General features: G+C 63.1%; 17 protein-coding genes. 5 read left to right on the top strand and 12 right to left on the bottom strand.

Annotation, left to right across the window (positions count from 1 at the left end; translation table 11 throughout):
- Position 1 precedes the first annotated feature (1 nt).
- Complete coding sequence (locus tag X727_RS139925; RefSeq protein WP_023669836.1) at positions 2-889, bottom strand: sugar phosphate isomerase/epimerase; 888 nt, start codon at positions 887-889, stop codon at positions 2-4.
- A 399-nt stretch (positions 890-1,288) separates the two neighbouring features.
- Here X727_RS139925 and X727_RS139930 point away from each other — a divergent pair, with 399 nt between their 5' ends.
- The 3 genes from X727_RS139930 (at position 1,289) to X727_RS139940 (ending at position 4,527) form a co-directional block, all read left to right on the top strand.
- A complete protein-coding gene (locus tag X727_RS139930; protein WP_023726430.1) occupies positions 1,289-2,344 on the top strand; it encodes a sugar phosphate isomerase/epimerase in 1,056 nt (351 codons plus the stop codon).
- An 18-nt stretch (positions 2,345-2,362) separates the two neighbouring features.
- On the top strand, positions 2,363-3,550 hold the full coding sequence (locus tag X727_RS139935) for a Gfo/Idh/MocA family oxidoreductase (protein ID WP_023740804.1): 1,188 nt from the start codon (positions 2,363-2,365) through the stop codon (positions 3,548-3,550).
- A gap of 125 nt (positions 3,551-3,675) precedes the next feature.
- Positions 3,676-4,527: a sugar phosphate isomerase/epimerase gene (locus X727_RS139940; RefSeq protein WP_023683013.1), complete on the top strand. Its 852-nt coding sequence runs from the start codon at positions 3,676-3,678 to the stop codon at positions 4,525-4,527.
- Positions 4,528-4,607: 80 nt separating this feature from the next.
- On the opposite strand, the gene phnE (X727_RS139945) is transcribed toward X727_RS139940, so the two are convergent.
- From phnE (X727_RS139945) to X727_RS139980, 8 genes are all read right to left on the bottom strand, one after another.
- Positions 4,608-5,975 (bottom strand): phosphonate ABC transporter, permease protein PhnE, encoded by a 1,368-nt coding sequence (gene phnE, locus X727_RS139945; RefSeq protein ID WP_023669832.1) that lies wholly within the window; start codon positions 5,973-5,975, stop codon positions 4,608-4,610.
- Entirely contained in the window at positions 5,976-6,932 is a 957-nt protein-coding gene (phnE, locus tag X727_RS139950; RefSeq protein WP_023669831.1) for a phosphonate ABC transporter, permease protein PhnE, read from the bottom strand.
- Positions 6,933-6,988: 56 nt separating this feature from the next.
- Complete coding sequence (phnD, locus tag X727_RS139955; protein ID WP_023669830.1) at positions 6,989-7,897, bottom strand: phosphonate ABC transporter substrate-binding protein; 909 nt, start codon at positions 7,895-7,897, stop codon at positions 6,989-6,991.
- Between the two features lie 148 nt (positions 7,898-8,045).
- Positions 8,046-8,903: a phosphonate ABC transporter ATP-binding protein gene (gene phnC / locus X727_RS139960; protein ID WP_023669829.1), complete on the bottom strand. Its 858-nt coding sequence runs from the start codon at positions 8,901-8,903 to the stop codon at positions 8,046-8,048.
- Positions 8,904-9,033: 130 nt separating this feature from the next.
- Positions 9,034-9,651, bottom strand: coding sequence for a DapH/DapD/GlmU-related protein (locus X727_RS139965; RefSeq protein ID WP_023669828.1), 618 nt, complete (start codon positions 9,649-9,651; stop codon positions 9,034-9,036).
- Positions 9,648-10,355, bottom strand: coding sequence for a phosphonate C-P lyase system protein PhnL (gene phnL / locus X727_RS139970; protein ID WP_023669827.1), 708 nt, complete (start codon positions 10,353-10,355; stop codon positions 9,648-9,650). The genes X727_RS139965 and phnL overlap by 4 nt, the downstream gene beginning before the upstream one ends.
- A gap of 208 nt (positions 10,356-10,563) precedes the next feature.
- Entirely contained in the window at positions 10,564-11,340 is a 777-nt protein-coding gene (phnK, locus tag X727_RS139975) for a phosphonate C-P lyase system protein PhnK (protein WP_023744064.1), read from the bottom strand.
- On the bottom strand, positions 11,337-12,236 hold the full coding sequence (locus X727_RS139980) for an alpha-D-ribose 1-methylphosphonate 5-phosphate C-P-lyase PhnJ (RefSeq protein ID WP_023726432.1): 900 nt from the start codon (positions 12,234-12,236) through the stop codon (positions 11,337-11,339). The genes phnK and X727_RS139980 overlap by 4 nt, the downstream gene beginning before the upstream one ends.
- A gap of 65 nt (positions 12,237-12,301) precedes the next feature.
- Between X727_RS139980 and X727_RS139985 the strand changes: the two genes are divergently transcribed.
- A complete protein-coding gene (locus X727_RS139985) occupies positions 12,302-12,520 on the top strand; it encodes a hypothetical protein (RefSeq protein WP_023699000.1) in 219 nt (72 codons plus the stop codon).
- 2 nt (positions 12,521-12,522) lie between these two features.
- Here X727_RS139985 and X727_RS139990 read toward each other — a convergent pair whose 3' ends face one another.
- From X727_RS139990 to phnG, 3 genes are read right to left on the bottom strand one after another with little or no spacing between them, the layout of a single operon-like run.
- A complete protein-coding gene (locus tag X727_RS139990) occupies positions 12,523-13,635 on the bottom strand; it encodes a carbon-phosphorus lyase complex subunit PhnI (protein WP_023744065.1) in 1,113 nt (370 codons plus the stop codon).
- Entirely contained in the window at positions 13,636-14,247 is a 612-nt protein-coding gene (gene phnH / locus X727_RS139995) for a phosphonate C-P lyase system protein PhnH (protein ID WP_023744066.1), read from the bottom strand.
- The gene (phnG, locus tag X727_RS140000; protein ID WP_023744067.1) at positions 14,247-14,708 is read right to left on the bottom strand and encodes a phosphonate C-P lyase system protein PhnG; all 462 of its coding nucleotides are present in this window, start codon (positions 14,706-14,708) and stop codon (positions 14,247-14,249) included. Before phnG ends, phnH begins: the two co-directional genes overlap by 1 nt.
- 97 nt (positions 14,709-14,805) lie before the next feature.
- Here phnG and phnF point away from each other — a divergent pair, with 97 nt between their 5' ends.
- A complete protein-coding gene (gene phnF, locus X727_RS140005; protein WP_245261350.1) occupies positions 14,806-15,576 on the top strand; it encodes a phosphonate metabolism transcriptional regulator PhnF in 771 nt (256 codons plus the stop codon).
- The last annotated feature ends 87 nt before the right edge of the window (positions 15,577-15,663 follow it).

The raw sequence follows: 15,663 nt of genomic DNA, 5'->3' as shown, positions 1-15,663 counted from the left end.
GCTACTTGATCAGCGGCAGCAGCGTTTCGGCCGTGATGCGCATCTGGTCGGTGTAGAATTTCTCCGTCAGCACGCTGGAGCCGTGATCCTGGATGAACTTCAGCTGTTCGGGAGAAATGTCGACCGGATTCCGGTCGACCATGTCGGGATAGGGCGCGGCGGGTGTGCGGTCGACGGGCGCGACGAATTCGTTGGTCAGCGCGCCGTCATAGCCGACTTCCTTCAGCGTCTGCACGATCCGCGGCCAATCGATCTGGCCAAGGCCGGCGGCAAAGCGGTTGTTGTCGGCGACGTGGAAGTCGAACAGCCGTTTGCCGACCTGACGGATCGCGTCATGGACGTTAAATTCTTCCATATGGATGTGATAGGCGTCGAGGCAGACGCCGCATTCGGGGCTCACCGCATCGGCCAGGGCCAACGCCTGCGCGCCGCGGTTGAACAGATAGGTCTCGAAGCGGTTGAGCGGCTCGACCGCGATCTTGACGCCGACCTTCTTGGCATGGGTGAAGCATTCGCGGGTGGCGTCGACCACCCACTTCCATTCCTCCTCCTCGGTGCCGTCCGGCACCACTTTGCCGACGGTCGCGGGCACCAGCGTTATGATCTCGCCATCAAGTTCGCTGACCATGGTCAGCACGTCCTTGACGTACTGCACCGAGCGTTCGCGCTGGCCCTGGTCCCTGGCGGCAAGGTTGCGTTCGCCCAGCATCAGCGTCACCGACCCCCAGCAGCGGATGCCGTATTCTTTCAGCAGCGCGCGGGTCTCCTTGGTCTTGTATTGCTCGGGCTCGCCGGAAATCTCGATCGACTCGTAGCCGAATTTCTTGATGCGCTTGAGCGTCACCTCCAACGGTTCCGCGCGCATCCAGTTGTGCGTCGAAAGATGCATGGTCTATCCTTCCCAGAATTCGTCTGTGCCAGTTCGCCTGCGATGCGCCCCACAAGGCGCGTCGCGTGTTTCCTCCCCAAGGCGCTCCAGCGTTTTTGCGCAACTGGTTCGACCAATTGGGCCCTAATGGAGGTCTACAGCAATTTTTGTCGCGCGGCAAGAACCGCCGCGATGCGATATCGGCATCTGTGTACCGTATTGATTATGCTGGTATATATCGCCAAAAATGGAATGCCCCGGCAGCTTTGCGCGTGAGTCAAATGGCTTGACCCATTTCCGGTATTTGGTAATACCAGAATGCCGATACGAGAATGCACATCACAAGAGACCAAAGAGGCTGGCCCTGCTTTCATCAGACGCTATGCTTGGTCCTTGGAAAAATGAATTGGGAGGATGCCGATGCCGTCGACAATGAAGGGTCCGGGGCTGTTTCTGGCACAGTTCGCGGGGGATACCGCGCCGTTCAATTCGCTGGCCTCGATCACCAAATGGGCGGCCGGTCTCGGTTACAAGGGCGTGCAGATCCCGACCTGGGATGCACGCCTGTTCGACCTCAAGAAGGCGGCATCTTCCAAGACCTATTGCGACGAGGTGAAAGGCATCTGCGCGGATGCCGGCGTCGAGATCACCGAACTGTCGACGCATCTTCAAGGGCAGCTGGTGGCGGTGCACCCGGCCTATGATGCCCAGTTCGACGGCTTTGCACCGCCTGCGGTGCACAACAACCCCAAGGCCAGGCAGAAATGGGCGGTCGAACAGATGGAGTTTGGCGCCAAGGCCTCGAAGAATCTTGGCCTGAAAGCCTCGGTGACGTTTTCCGGCGCCCTAGCTTTCCCGTACCTCTATCCCTGGCCACAGCGGCCGGCCGGGCTGATCGAGGAGGCCTTCGCCGAGCTCGGCACACGCTGGAAGCCGATCCTGGACGTCTATGACGAAAACGGCGTCGATGTCGGCTACGAGATCCATCCTGGCGAGGACATCTTCGACGGCGCAACCTTCGAGATGTTCCTAGATGCGGTTGGCGGTCACAAGCGCTGCAACATCAACTACGACCCGTCGCATTTCCTTTTGCAGCAGCTCGACTATCTCGAATTCATCGACATCTATCACGAGCGGATCAAGGCCTTCCATGCCAAGGATGCCGAGTTCAATCCGACGGGGCGGCAAGGCGTCTATTCCGGCTATCAGAGCTGGACCAATCGCGCGGGGCGATTCCGCTCGCTTGGCGACGGGCAGGTCGATTTCGGCGGCATCTTCTCCAAGCTTACCCAGTATGGCTACGATTCCTGGGCGGTGCTGGAGTGGGAGTGTTGCCTCAAGCATCCGGAGGACGGCGCGGCCGAAGGCGCGCCCTTCATCCAGCACCACATTATCCGGGTGACGGAAAAGGCCTTTGATGATTTCGCCGGCGGCACCACCGACAAGAAGATGCTGCGCGCCATGATGGGTATTTGAGACAAGCAGGAGAAAGACATGGTCGGCGCATCGAAGTCGGAAGCGGGAGGCGGCCCGATCCGCTATGGCATGGTTGGCGGCGGCCAAGGCGCCTTCATCGGCGCGGTGCACCGGATCGCGGCGCGCATGGACAATGACTTCGTGCTGGTGGCCGGCGCCCTGTCGGCCAATCCCGAGCGCGCCAAGGCTTCCGCCGCCGAACTCGGTCTCGACCCGGCGCGCAGCTACGCCTCCTATGCCGAGATGGCCAAGGCCGAGGCCACGCGCCCGGACGGCATCGAAGCGGTGGCGATCGTCACCCCCAACAATGTGCACGTGCCGGCGGCCAAAGCGTTTCTCGAGGCCGGCATCCACGTCATCTGCGACAAGCCGCTGGCGACGACTTTGGCCGAGGCCAAGAAGCTCGCGGCCGTGGTTGAAAAGACCGGCAAGGTGTTCGTGCTGACGCACAATTACACTGCCTATCCGATGATCCGGCAGGCGCGCGAGATGGTGGCCAAGGGGCAGCTTGGCGACATCCGCATCGTTCAGTCCGAGTACCCGCAGGACTGGCTGACCGAAGATCTTGCCGCCACCGGCCAGAAGCAGGCGGCGTGGCGCTCCGACCCCAAGCAGGCGGGCGCGGGCGGCGCGCTCGGCGACATCGGCACGCACGCCTACAATCTGGCGCGCTTCGTCTCGGGTCTGGAGCTCGATTCCCTGTCGGCCGATCTCGACGCTTTCGTGCCGGGGCGGCTGCTCGACGACAATGTCAATGTCATGCTGCGCTTCAAGCCGGTCGGCAAGGTGCATCCGGCCAAGGGCATGATCTGGGCGAGCCAGGTGGCGCCGGGCCACGAGAACGGGCTGAAGCTGCGCATCTATGGCTCTAAAGGCGGGCTGGAATGGGTGCAGGCCGATCCGAACTATCTCTGGTACACGCCGTTCGGCCAGCCCAAGCAGTTGCTCACCCGCAACGGCGCCGGCGCGCTGCCAGTTGCGGGACGCGTCAGCCGCGTTCCGTCTGGCCATCCGGAAGGCTATCTCGAAGGCTTCGCCAACATCTACCAGGAGGCGGCGCGGGCGATCCGCGCGGCACGCAAGAAGGGCGGCAAGCCGGGCAAGGACGTGGTGTTCCCGACCATCCAGGACGGCGTCGAAGGTATGGCGTTCATCGAGGCCTGCGTTAAGTCATCGAAGAAGAACGGGGCGTGGACGAAACTTTAGGGAGCGCCGGCGCCAAGTCTCTTCTCCCTTCGGGGAGAAGGTGGCCGCGAAGCGGCCGAATGAGGGCGCATGGTGCGAGATGCGAAAGAAACCAGCGCGCGCCGTCAAACGGGGAGGGGCTGTCGATGAAAATCGGCATGTGCATGTTTTTGTGGACGACTTCCGTGTCTAAGAAACACGAGCCGTTGCTGCGCGACATCAAGGCGACCGGCTTCGACGGCGTCGAGATACCGATCTTCTCAGGCACGCCAGAGGACTACAAGAACCTTGGCGATCTGCTCGACCGCATCGGGTTGGAGCGCACGGCTGTTACGGCGATGGGCGACCCGGCGATGAATCTGATTTCGCCGGATGCCGCGACCCGCAAGGCCGGCATCGGCTACATGAAATGGGCGATCGATTGCGCCCAGGCGCTCGGCGCGAGTACGCTGAGCGGGCCGCTGCATTCGACGCTCGGCGCCTTCTCCGGCAGCGGGCCGACCGCTGCCGAGAAGAAGCGCTCGATCGCCTCGCAGCGCGCCATTGGCGATCATGCCGGCAAGCGGAACGTTACCATCGGGTTGGAGGCGCTCAACCGTTTCGAGTGCTATCTGCTGAACACGATGGCCGATCTGTCCGAGCACGTCGATGCCATCGACCGGCCGCACATCAAGGCGATGTACGACACCTTCCACGCCAATATCGAGGAAGCCGACCCGATCGGCGCCTACATGAAGCACCGGCGGAATGTCGTGCACATCCACATTTCGGAGAACGATCGCGGCGTGCCGGGGCGCGGGAACATTCCGTGGAAAGAGACTTTCGCGGCCATCCGCAAGAGCGGCTATGACGACTGGCTGACGATCGAGGCGTTTGGCAGATCGCTGAAGGATCTGGCGGCGGCGACCAAGGTGTGGCGGGATTTTTCCGAGACGCCGGAAGCGGTTTATCGCGAGGGATACAGGCATATCAGGGATGGGTGGAAGCGGGCGGCTTAGCCGCGCCGCCCAAGGAGTGCTGCGTTCCTTCACACCCCCCACTGTCCGGCAGGACAGAGGGGGGTGCTGTCCCTCGCACGTCACCCCTCCTCGGCCTGCATCCTGTTGTAATCATGGATGGTCCGGCTGAGCCGGCGCCTCAGGAAATTCGAGATGTTGTCGAACACAAACACGACGAGCAGGATCAGCAGCACCATGTAGAAGACGTTGGCCCAGTTGGAATTGGTGCGCATGGCTTCCCAGAGTTTCAGGCCGATGCCGCCAGCGCCGACGGCGCCGATGATGGTGGCGCCTCTTGTGTTGGATTCCCACTGGTAGAGCGTCTGGCTGATGAAGACCGGGATCACTTCCGGCATGACCCCATAGCGCTGCACCAGCAGGCCGTTGGCGCCGGTCGACTTGATGCCCTCGCGCGGTTTGTCGTCGATGTTTTCCAGGCTTTCCGAATAGATTTTGCCGAGCGTGCCTATTTCGGTGAAGAAGATCGCGGCGCTGCCGGCGAGCGGTCCCGGGCCGAAGGCGCGGGTGAAGAACAGCGCCCAGATCAGCATGTCGACCGATCGCATGAAATCGAAGAAGCGCTTGAGCACCTGGCCGAACAATCCGCTCGGCGTGATGTTGCGGGCGGCGAAGAAGGCGAGCGGGAAGGCGACGAGGCCGCCGAGCAACGTGCCGAGAAAGGCCATGACGATGGTCTGCAGCAGTTTCGTCCAGACGTCGCCATGCTGCCACTGCGCATTGTTCCAGATGTTGTCGCCGGCGAGCGCGAGGTTCGAGGTGCCAGGCTTAAGTTCCGGTCCGGACCAGATCAGCGAGATCACTTCACTGGCCGATTTGCCGAAGAAGGGCGAGCGCGTGTCGAAGACGAAATTTGCCCAGCCGAGGAAGCGCTTGCGGACCTTGACGCGATCGACGGTGACGCGCACTTCGCCGACAAAGCCCATCCTGGCGACGATCTCGTCGTCATGCGCGGTGATCCAGCCAGGCACCGGACCTGTAATTACCGGCTTACCGCTGGTCAGCGCCACCGGCACCATCTCGCCATTGGCGACGATCGTCGCTTTGGTCTTGTCGAAGGTGACGGACCTGGCCGCGCCATCGATCAGGACGGTGAAGGTGCCATCCGCGTTCTTGACAACCCAGTCGGGATCTGGGTTCTCGCCGAGTGCTGAAAACCGCGGGTATTTCGGCGTGATTTCAGGCTGGTCGAGGCGGAATTCAGGCTGCAGATCGTAGCTGATCCATTGCGTCAGGAAGAGCGGCAGGCGCTCCCAATGCGAGTCGCGCATCACCTGCGGCAGGTTGAAAAACCACAAGGCGTAAACGAGGTAGAGCAGGATGCCGCCGAACAGGAACAGCGGCGCGAATCGCTTGTAGGCCGGCCGCCGAAAGATTTGCGGATAGCGTTCCTCGATCGACTGGACCTGATCAGTGGTCAAAGCGGTCATTTAAGCGCTCATCAGAAAAGCTTGCTCGCCGACCAGCTTGCGGCGCAGCCAGGCGGAGAACTGGTCGACGATGAAGATCGTCGTGAACAACAGCAGCACCAACGCCACCGTCTTGGCGCCGAAACCGCGCGATATCGAGAGCTTCAGTTCCTCGCCGATACCGCCGCCGCCGACGGCGCCGATAATGGTCGAGGCCCGCACGTTGATCTCGACGCGCAGCAATGTGTAGGACATGAAATTGGGCAGCACCTGCGGCAGGTCGGCGAAGCGCACGCGCTCGAACCAGTTGCCGCCGACCGCTCTCAGGCCCTCTTCGGCGCGCATGTCGATGTTCTCGTTGATTTCATAGAACAGCTTGCCGAGCGCGCCGATCGAATGCAGGCCGATGGCGATGATGGCTGCGATCGGCCCGGTCGAGACAATGGCGGCGAACAGGCCGGCAATGACGATTTCGGGAAAGGCGCGCAGCAATTCCATGAAGCGCTTGACGACGAGCCGCAGCGCCGGATGCGGCGTCAGGTTGCGCGCGGCGATGAACGAAAACGGCACGGCGAAGATGAAACCGATGAAAGTCGAGACCAGCGCCACGTTGAGTGTGGTCAGCATCAGCTCGAAATATTCGGGGATGTAGAAGCCGCCCCAGACATAGACGCGGCCGAGCGGGAAGTTGAACTCCTGGGTGCCGGTGTCATGCGGCGAGGCGATGTCGAACAGCGCCCGCCAGACGTCGTTCCAGTCCTTCGGGATCAGCCAGCTGAGGAAGTCGAATATATGCGGCAGCCGGTCCCAGAAGTGACCGGCATTGGCCTCGTCGGCGAACCACATGCTCGACAGCGTCGCCGCCAGCAGCAGGCCGATGCCGAGGATGGTATAAAGCCGCCGCAACGATATCTGGCGCTGCCAGGCGTTGGCTACCTGCAGGGTCGCGTTGGAGCGGGCTGTTGCTGAGATGGTCATGATCGGGACATGCAAAAAGGGCGGCGTTTTTCACGTCGCCCTTTCTGATTTTGCCGTCAGCCGCCGATGGCTGCCTTACGGGCTTCGACGATGACGTTGTAGAAGTCAGGCTTGACCGGGACGTAACCGGTGAAGTCGCCGCCTTCGACGCCTTCGAAACAGGCCTTGTCCTTCTTCGGCAGGTCGGTGAAGAAGGCGGCAAGCTTGGCGGTCATGTCGTCGCCGAGCGCGGTGCGCACGACCAGCGGGCCGTTCGGGATCAGGCCCGAGCGCCAGACTTCGACGAAGTCGTTGGGGTCGACGGCGCCCTTGGCGGTGACCTTGTGGAAGGTGCCGGAGGTGTAGCCGTTCTTGAAGTCGCCGATGCCGGAGGAATCGTCAACCGCAACGTCGACCTTGCCGTCGCGAACGGCGAGGATGTTGTTTTCATGGCCGCCATTGAACTGGGTCGAGGCGAAGTAGGCGTCGTTCGAGGCGCCGGTGTCCTTCGGGATCTGGGTCAGCGGGATCAGGTAGCCCGAGGTCGAGTCCGGATCGGCGTAGCCGAGCTTCTTGCCCTTGGCCGACTTGATGTCGGTAATGCCCGAAGACTTCAGCGCCAGGCCGATGGAATAATAGCCGGTGGCGCCGTCGGTCTGCTGGGTGGTGAGGATCGGGGTGACCGCCTTCGGGTCCTTGATGTAGACGCTGGCGTAGCCGGAAGCGCCGAGTTCGGCGAAGTCGAGCGTGCCGCCGAGCAGGCCCTGGATGACGCCGTCATAGTCGGCGGCGGGGAACAGCGAGACCTTTTCGAAGCCGAATTCGGTCTTCAGGTGATCGGCCAGGCACTGATAGTTGCGCAGGCGGTCGGTTTCGTTCTCTCCGCCGAGGATGCCGACGCGGAATTCCTTGAGGTCGGCCGCATGCGCGGCGCTGGTTGCCATGGCGAGCGCCGAAACGGCGCCGAATACCATCTTCCTGAACATTTGATGTCTCTCCTGTAAGTTCCGGCCCCGCGCCGGCAGCGTTCTTGATTTTTGCAAGTGCCCTTGACGCGGGCGGTCGATCCAGTGCGGCTCAGTTTTGGTCCATGATCTTTTCCGAAAACCGGTATCCACTTTTCGGGATCATGGATCAGTACCCGGGGAATGCGGGCTCGAGCGGGCTGGCGGATGCGGCGATCTTTTGCTTGTAGGCGATGCTGGTCGAGGTGATGGCCTCGGAGATATCGACGCCGTTGCCGTCGGCGCCATAGACCAGGCGCACGGCCTCGCGGTTGAGCGCTTCCGGCGGACCGTCGAAGACGATCTTGCCGGCAGCCATGCCGATGATGCGGTTGCAATAGGTGCGGGCGGTGTCCAGCGTGTGCAGATTGGTGACGACGGTGATGCCTTCGCGCAGGTTGATGTCCTGCAGCGAGTCCATCACCACCTTGGCGTTGAGCGGGTCGAGCGAAGCGATCGGCTCATCGGCGAGCAGCACCTTGGGCTGCTGCATCATGGCGCGAGCAATGGCGACGCGCTGCTGCTGGCCGCCAGACAGCGTGCCGGCTGGCTGCAGTGCGGTGCGGGCGATGTCGAGGCGCTCGAGTGCTGCAATCGCCTCAGCGCATTCGGCGCGGGTAAACATGCCGAGCAGGTTGGAAAAGGTCGAGCGATGATTGAGACGGCCGAGCAGCACATTGGTCAGCACATCGAGGCGCGGCACCAGGTTGAACTGCTGGAAGATCATGGCGCAGTCGCGCTGCCAGCGTCGCAGCGGCGAGCCACGCAGCCGCGAGACCTCGGCACCGTCAAAAAAAATCGATCCCTGGCTGGGGTCGATGAGACGGTTGATCATGCGAAGGAGGGTGGATTTGCCGGCGCCGGAACGACCGATGATGCCGACCATCTGGCCCTGCGGGATCGACAGGTCGATGGCGCTGACGGCGGTGTTCTTGCCAAATCGGCGCGAGACGCCGCGGATTTCGAGCGTGGCAGGGGTCGATAACATTGAAGAGTTCCAGACCTGAATTGATCGTCTGGTTCTCGCCTAGCGCAGCGACATGAACCTGCCATGTCATCACGATGTCAGTTTTGTTACGCTCCACAGCCGTGCGGCAAGTGGGGGTGATCGCACCCGATCAGGCGCCGTATTTCTCGAGGAACGCGTCTGCCTCGAGTACGCGAAAATCGTCGAGCGCGGCGCGCAGCCTGGCGTGGTCCCAGTCCCACCAGGCGAGCGCCTGGTAGCGTTCGGCCGTGCGGCGATCGAAACGCTCGCGGATCGGCTTGGCTGGCACCCCGCCAACGATGGTGTAGGGCGCGACATCCTTCGACACCACAGCGCCGGCGCCTACGGCAGCACCATCGCCGACGGTGACGCCGGGCAGGATGGTCGAGCCGTGGCCGAGCCAGGTGTCGTGGCCGATGGAGACGCGTTTGGCGCGGCGCTGGGCGAAGAATTCTGTTTCGTGCTCGGCGTCGTCCCAATAGTCGGAGGCGCGATAGGTGAAGTGATGCAGCGTCGGCCGCCAGGTCGGGTGGTTTGTGGCGTTGATGCGCACGGCGGCGGCTATGTTGGAGAACTTGCCGATGGTCGCGCACCAGACGACGCAGTCCTGCATGATGTAGGAATAGTCGCCGAGGATGCTTTCGGACACGCGGCTGCGGTCGGCGATCTCTGTCCAGCGCCCCAATGTCGAGTTCTCGACCTGCGCCGTGGCGTGGACCAACGGCGCTTCCGATAGTTTCCTGCTCATGCAGCGATTTTTCCGGCGGCGAAAGAGGTCACGTCGATGATGCGATCGGCGACGGCGTCACGCACATCCGGGTCATGGAAGATGCCGAGCAAGGCGACACCGCCGGCCTTCTTGGCGGCGATCAACGCAACCACAACGTCGCGGTTTTTCGAATCGAGCGAAGCTGTCGGCTCGTCGAGCAGCAAGACCGGATGCTCGGTGATGAAGCCGCGCGCGATATTGACGCGCTGCTGCTCACCTCCCGAGAAAGTCGCCGGCGGCAGCGCCCAGAGCTTTTCCGGCAAATTGAGCTGCCCCAGCAAGGTGCGTGCTTTTTTCCGCGCGCTCTCGCGGTCCTCGCCGCGTTCGACCAGCGGCTCGGCGACCACGTCGAGCGCGGAGACGCGCGGCACGGTGCGCAGGAACTGGCTGACATAGCCGATCGTCTGGCGGCGCACGGAAAGCACCGTGCGCGGGCTGGCGATGGCGAGATCGATCAGGCCGCCCTCATGCTGAACGATGATCTGGCCTTCATCGACGGCATAATTGCCATAGAGCATTTTCAGGATCGAGCTTTTGCCGGCGCCGGAAGGCCCGCCGAGCACGGCGCATTCACCGGCCCGGATCGAGAATGAGACGCCGGCGACAACCGGCAATCTGATGCCGTCGCGCAGATGCATGGTGAAGCTTTTGGCGACGCCGGAAACAACGAGGGGCGTCGGCATCAGAAGGTTCTCCAATCGTTGTTCGTCCGCGGGCCAACACCCCCCTCTGCCTTGCCAGGCATCTCCCCCTCAAGGGGGGAGATTGGCTGTCGCGTTCGACTTCGCCATTCTTCTGCATCGTAGAAGGGGCGGGACATAAAAGCTGCTGATCTCCCCCCTTGAGGGGGAGATGGCCGGCAGGCCAGAGGGGGGTGCCTTGGCGCCATCTTCACACCTGTAGAATCGAGGAAACAAGCAATTGCGTGTAAGGCGCGCGGGGATCGTTGAGCACGCGATCCGTCAGGCCGCTTTCGACGACACGGCCGTCTTTCATCACCATAATACGCTGCGACAGAAGCCGGGCGACGGCGAGATCGTGGGTGACGACGATGGCCGCCAGGCCGAGATCGGTGACCAACCCGCGCAGCAAATCGAGCAGGCGCGCCTGCACCGAGACGTCGAGGCCGCCGGTCGGCTCGTCCATGAACACCAGCCTCGGTCCGTTGACGAGGTTGCGGGCGATTTGCAGGCGCTGGCGCATGCCGCCGGAAAAGGCGCGCGGCTCGTCGTCGATGCGGTCCTCGTCGATCTCGACGCGCGACAGCCAGTCGACGGCAGTGGCGCGGATCTTGCCGTAATGGCGGTCACCGACCGCCATTAGCCGCTCGCCGACATTGGCGCCGGCAGACACCGTCATGCGCAAGCCGTCGGCGGGGTTCTGATGAACAAAGCCCCAGTCGGTGCGCATCAGGAAGCGGCACTCGGCCTCGCTCATACGGTAGAGTTCGCGGAACTGGCCGTCGCGCATGCGGTAGCTGGCGGTGCCAGAAGATGGTAGCAGCCGCGTCGACAGGCAGTTGAGCAGCGTCGTCTTGCCGGAGCCGGATTCGCCGACGACGGCCAGAACCTCACCCGGCCACAGGTCGAAGGTGACATTCTCGCAGCCGACGCGCGAGCCGTAGAATTTGGACAGTTCGGAGACGCGCAGCAGTGGGTCGCCGGTCATTCTGCTGGCCTCATCTTTCCTGCGGTAACATGGCTTTCAGCCGCAAGGTGGCCGCGATGTCCTTCGGCGCGCCGCTTCTCGCAATGGTCGGTGTCGGAGCAGACGAACATGTGGTCGCCATGGTCGTCGAGGATGACCTCGTCGAGATAGACATTTTCCGCCGCGCACAGCGCACAGGGCAGGTCGAAGGTCTGGACCTCGAAGGGATGATCCTCGAAGTCGAGGCTGACGACATCGGTGAAGGGCGGCACGGCATAGATGCGCTTTTCGCGCCCGGCTCCGAACAGCTGCAGGGCCGGCGAACGGTGCATTTTGGGGTTGTCGAATTTCGGCGTCGGCGAGGGGTCCATGACATAGCGGCCCTCGACCTTGACCGGATAGGCATAGGTGGTGGCGATGCGGCCGTGTTTGGCAATGTCCTCGTAGAGCTTCACATGCATCAGGCCGTATTCCTCGAGCGCGTGCATTTTGCGCGTTTCGGTTTCGCGCGGCTCGAGGAAGCGCAACGGCTCGGGTATCGGCACTTGGTAGACTAGAACTTGGCCGGCGCTCAGCGGGTGTTCCGGGACGCGGTGGCGGGTCTGGATGATGGTGGCGCTGGCGGTATCGGTCGTCACCGCGACGTTGGCTACCTTCTTGAAGAAGGCGCGGATCGAGACGGCATTGGTGGTGTCGTCGGCGCCCTGGTCGATGACTTTCAGCACATCGTCCGGCCCGATAATCGAGGCGGTGACCTGCACGCCGCCAGTGCCCCAGCCATAGGGCATCGGCATTTCGCGCGAAGCGAAGGGAACCTGATAGCCAGGGATGGCGATGCCCTTGAGGATCGCCCGGCGGATCATCCTTTTGGTCTGCTCGTCGAGATAGGCGAAGTTGTAGGTGGCGATGTCGGTCATGGCGATCAAATCCACTCCCTGCTATTGCATTGACGCCCAGAAAACGGAAATAAAGGCGAAGTCGAATGACTCAGACCGGTTGGATCCAGATTGCAATTCTGCTTCTGGCGTTTGTCTGCGTGGTCGGTTTTGTACCTCGGCGCTTGTTTCTGCCTGCTTCCAGAGATGGCGCGCATGTCACAGGCGGAAACGGCAGCTACGTCGGCGGGCATAGCAGCCATTCCCATGACGGCGGCAACGGGGATGGCGGCAACGGGGGTGGCGGCAATGGCGGGGGCGATTAGGCTCATTCGGCCGCCTCCCGCGTCTCTTCCACCTTTGCAGGGTTCTCTCGAGCTTCGTATTCGGCGCGCATGCGGCGCACCAAATCGAGCTCGGCCTGGAAGTCGACATAGTGCGGCAGCTTCAAATGCTCCACGAAGCCGGTCGCCTGAACATTGTCGGAGTGCGAGATGACGAACTCCTCGTCCTGCGCGGCGGCGACGACATCTTCGCCGAGTTCCGTTGCGCGCAGCGCGCGGTCGCACAGCGCCATGGCCATCGCCTTGCGCTCGCTTTGGCCGAAGACCAGTCCGTAGCCGCGGGTGAATTGCGGCGGCGCCTTGGCCGAGCCCTTGAACTGGTTGACCATCTGGCATTCGGTGACGCGGACCTTGCCGAGCAGCACGGCGAAGGGCAGTTCCGGCACGTCGAGTTCCAGCTCGACCTCGCCGATACGCACCTCGCCGACAAAGGGGTGGTTGCGGGCATAGCCGCGCTGGGTGGAATAGCCGAGCGCCAGCAGAAACCCTTCATCGCCGCGTGACAGCGCCTGCAGGCGGATGTCGCGCGCCATCGGAAACTCAAGCGGCTCGCGGGTGATGTCGCCGGGGACATGGTCCTGCGGCATGTCGCCATCCGGCTCGATCAAGCCTTCGCGGGCGAGGATGGCCGAGACGCGCGGCATGGCCTGCGTTTCCGTCTCGCGCTGCAGCGGTTCGGCGACATCGGCGCCGGTGGCGAGTTCCGGGTCGAGCAGGCGGTGGGTGTAGTCGAAGGTAGGCCCAAGCAGCTGGCCGCCGGGCAAATCCTTGTAGGTCGCCGACACGCGCCGCTCGACCAGCATGGCGCCGGTGTCGATGGCGTTGGTGTAGCCGAAGCGCGGCAGTGTGGTGCGGTACGCGCGCACCAGGAAGATCGCCTCGATCATGTCGCCGCGCGCCTGGACTATGGCGAGTGCAGCCAGTTCCCGGTCGTAGAGCGAGCCTTCGCTCATCACCCGGTCGACGCCGAGCGCCAGCTGTTCGACGATCTGGTCGAGGCGCAGTGCCGGCACCGAACGGTCGCCGCGACGGCGGTCGGCAAGCAGGCTGTGGGCATTGGCGATTGCGGCTTCGCCGCCTTTTACCGCGACATACATTTATGCCTCCATCGTCTTGATGCGCGTCGTGCGCGGCAGGCAGGCGATGCCGTCGGGCGCCGCCAGAATGATGTCGACGCCGCGCGGAAAGCGTTGACTGTTCTGCTTCCACTGTTCGACGAAATGACGGGGCATCTGTGCCGGCGCGATGGTCGCGCTGGTTTCGATCCCGGGACCTTCGAGCAATAGCGGCGCGCCGGAGGTGAGATCGCTGACCTGCAGGATCAGTGTCGTCGAACGGTCGGGATAATCCTGCGTGCCTTGCGAAAAACCGTCGAGGGCGGCCATCTCGGCCGGCGTGCCGACCAATGCGAAATGCGCATCGGCCGGCGTGTTGGCGAGTGGCACGCCGGCGTGGAAGCCGAGCCAGGATTTGATCGCTGCCGATGCCTGCAAAGCAGGATCGAGCCAGAGCGGTGTGTCGTTGTCGCAGAGCGAAAGTGCAATGGCGCCGGCGGTTGCGGACAGCGGCGAAGGGGGGCGGGCGAAGGCAGGCAGAGGCCGCTCGCTGCCCGGCCGCGCCATGGCATCCATGACCGCGCGGAAGACCGCCTGGGCGTTGAACACCGGATCGGCGAAGCCGCCGTCGATCCATTGGGCTGCGATGTCCATCAGTCTTCTCCGCGCACCATGGTGAAGAAATCCACTTTCGTTGCCGCCGTCTCGGAGCGGCGCTTTTCGCGCGCCTCGCTTTGGGCGGCGCGCAGCGGTGCGACCAGCGCACTCTCGACCGTCTGCCGATGGGCGGGATCCTGCCAAAGTGCATCGGCGATTGCCGCAAGCTTCGCCTTCTGCCTGTCGCGGCCGAGCATGTAGCTGTGGCCGACCTGTCCGGAAGAGAGCCGGACGGTGGCGCGGGTGACGGTCACTTCACCGACATTGAAGGGCGCGCCGCCGCCGCCGATGCGGCCACGCACGGTGACCAGACCGGTTTCCGGGCCGCGCAAAAGCTCTGCTTCCGAGATCAGGCCGGCCTCATTCCACAGCCGGGCGATGTTATCGCCACTGGCCTGCGCCAACGTCGTCATGACGGCTTTGCGCTCGGCCTGGTCGCGGGCTTCCTGTCCTCGCATGGATAACTCCCTGAAATGTACATAATTTGTCTAGTGATATAGACAATTATACAAATTGTACCTATTATCTAACTTGTGTCCATGACGGGTGGATGACATGGGCGGGAGCGTGGACGAAATGGTGGCTCAAAAGGGCGCGAGCAGCATCGAACGCCGTAGCGGTGTCGCGCTGTGGCGGCAGATTGCGGACCTGATCCTGCATTCGATCGCCGCCGGCGATTTTGCCGAGAATGCCGCGCTGCCGCCGGAAATGGCCTTGGCCGAACGCTACGGCGTCAATCGCCACACGGTGCGCAGCGCCATATCGGCCCTGGTGCAGGACGGCGTGCTGCGGGCCGAGCAGGGACGCGGCACCTTCGTCTTTTCGCGCAAACGGCTGTCCTATCCGATCGGCGCGCGCACTCGGTTTTCGACCGGTCTGCAAGGGCAAACATCGGAACGGCACATCGTGCTGCTAGCTTCTACAGTTGAGTCGGCCAGTCAGCGCGTCGCCGAGGGGCTTGGTCTGGCAAGAGGGGCTGAGGTGATCCGCCTGGAGACGCGCGGCGAAGCCGATGGACGGCCGGTGTCGCGCGCCGCCGCCTGGTACGAGGCGAAGCGTTTCGCCGGCATCAATGCTGCGATGGCCGAAACCGGTTCGGTTACCGCCTCGCTCAAGCGTTTCGGCATTGACGATTATCTCAGGCAATCGACGGTGCTGTCGGCCCGCCATGCCGATGCCGCCGATCTCGCCGACCTCGATCTGCAGCCCGGCGCAATCGTGCTGGTGGCGGTCGCCGTCAACGTCACACCGGACGGCCAGCCGATCCAGTTTGCCGAAACACGGTTTCCGGCGGAGCGGGTCGAGCTGAAACTGTCGGCGCTGTAGCGGGGTCGCGCCTATTTTTCAGCGGCCTGGCGTTTTGAGGACGGAGTGGGAGTCAACCTGCGCGGGTCGTCGTCATTCGGGCCGGGA

Source organism: Mesorhizobium sp. L103C105A0 (assembly GCF_000502215.1).
GTDB lineage: Bacteria > Pseudomonadota > Alphaproteobacteria > Rhizobiales > Rhizobiaceae > Mesorhizobium.
This window is presented reverse-complemented; position numbering and strand designations above follow the sequence as displayed.

Coding starts and splice junctions, on each gene's coding strand:
- X727_RS139925 (WP_023669836.1), bottom strand. CDS start 889: ATGCATCTTTCGACGCACAACTGGATGCGCGCGGAACCGTTGGAGGTG.
- X727_RS139930 (WP_023726430.1), top strand. CDS start 1,289: ATGCCGTCGACAATGAAGGGTCCGGGGCTGTTTCTGGCACAGTTCGCG.
- X727_RS139935 (WP_023740804.1), top strand. CDS start 2,363: ATGGTCGGCGCATCGAAGTCGGAAGCGGGAGGCGGCCCGATCCGCTAT.
- X727_RS139940 (WP_023683013.1), top strand. CDS start 3,676: ATGAAAATCGGCATGTGCATGTTTTTGTGGACGACTTCCGTGTCTAAG.
- phnE (WP_023669832.1), bottom strand. CDS start 5,975: ATGACCGCTTTGACCACTGATCAGGTCCAGTCGATCGAGGAACGCTAT.
- phnE (WP_023669831.1), bottom strand. CDS start 6,932: ATGACCATCTCAGCAACAGCCCGCTCCAACGCGACCCTGCAGGTAGCC.
- phnD (WP_023669830.1), bottom strand. CDS start 7,897: ATGTTCAGGAAGATGGTATTCGGCGCCGTTTCGGCGCTCGCCATGGCA.
- phnC (WP_023669829.1), bottom strand. CDS start 8,903: ATGTTATCGACCCCTGCCACGCTCGAAATCCGCGGCGTCTCGCGCCGA.
- X727_RS139965 (WP_023669828.1), bottom strand. CDS start 9,651: ATGAGCAGGAAACTATCGGAAGCGCCGTTGGTCCACGCCACGGCGCAG.
- phnL (WP_023669827.1), bottom strand. CDS start 10,355: ATGCCGACGCCCCTCGTTGTTTCCGGCGTCGCCAAAAGCTTCACCATG.
- phnK (WP_023744064.1), bottom strand. CDS start 11,340: ATGACCGGCGACCCACTGCTGCGCGTCTCCGAACTGTCCAAATTCTAC.
- X727_RS139980 (WP_023726432.1), bottom strand. CDS start 12,236: ATGACCGACATCGCCACCTACAACTTCGCCTATCTCGACGAGCAGACC.
- X727_RS139985 (WP_023699000.1), top strand. CDS start 12,302: ATGACTCAGACCGGTTGGATCCAGATTGCAATTCTGCTTCTGGCGTTT.
- X727_RS139990 (WP_023744065.1), bottom strand. CDS start 13,635: ATGTATGTCGCGGTAAAAGGCGGCGAAGCCGCAATCGCCAATGCCCAC.
- phnH (WP_023744066.1), bottom strand. CDS start 14,247: ATGGACATCGCAGCCCAATGGATCGACGGCGGCTTCGCCGATCCGGTG.
- phnG (WP_023744067.1), bottom strand. CDS start 14,708: ATGCGAGGACAGGAAGCCCGCGACCAGGCCGAGCGCAAAGCCGTCATG.
- phnF (WP_245261350.1), top strand. CDS start 14,806: ATGGGCGGGAGCGTGGACGAAATGGTGGCTCAAAAGGGCGCGAGCAGC.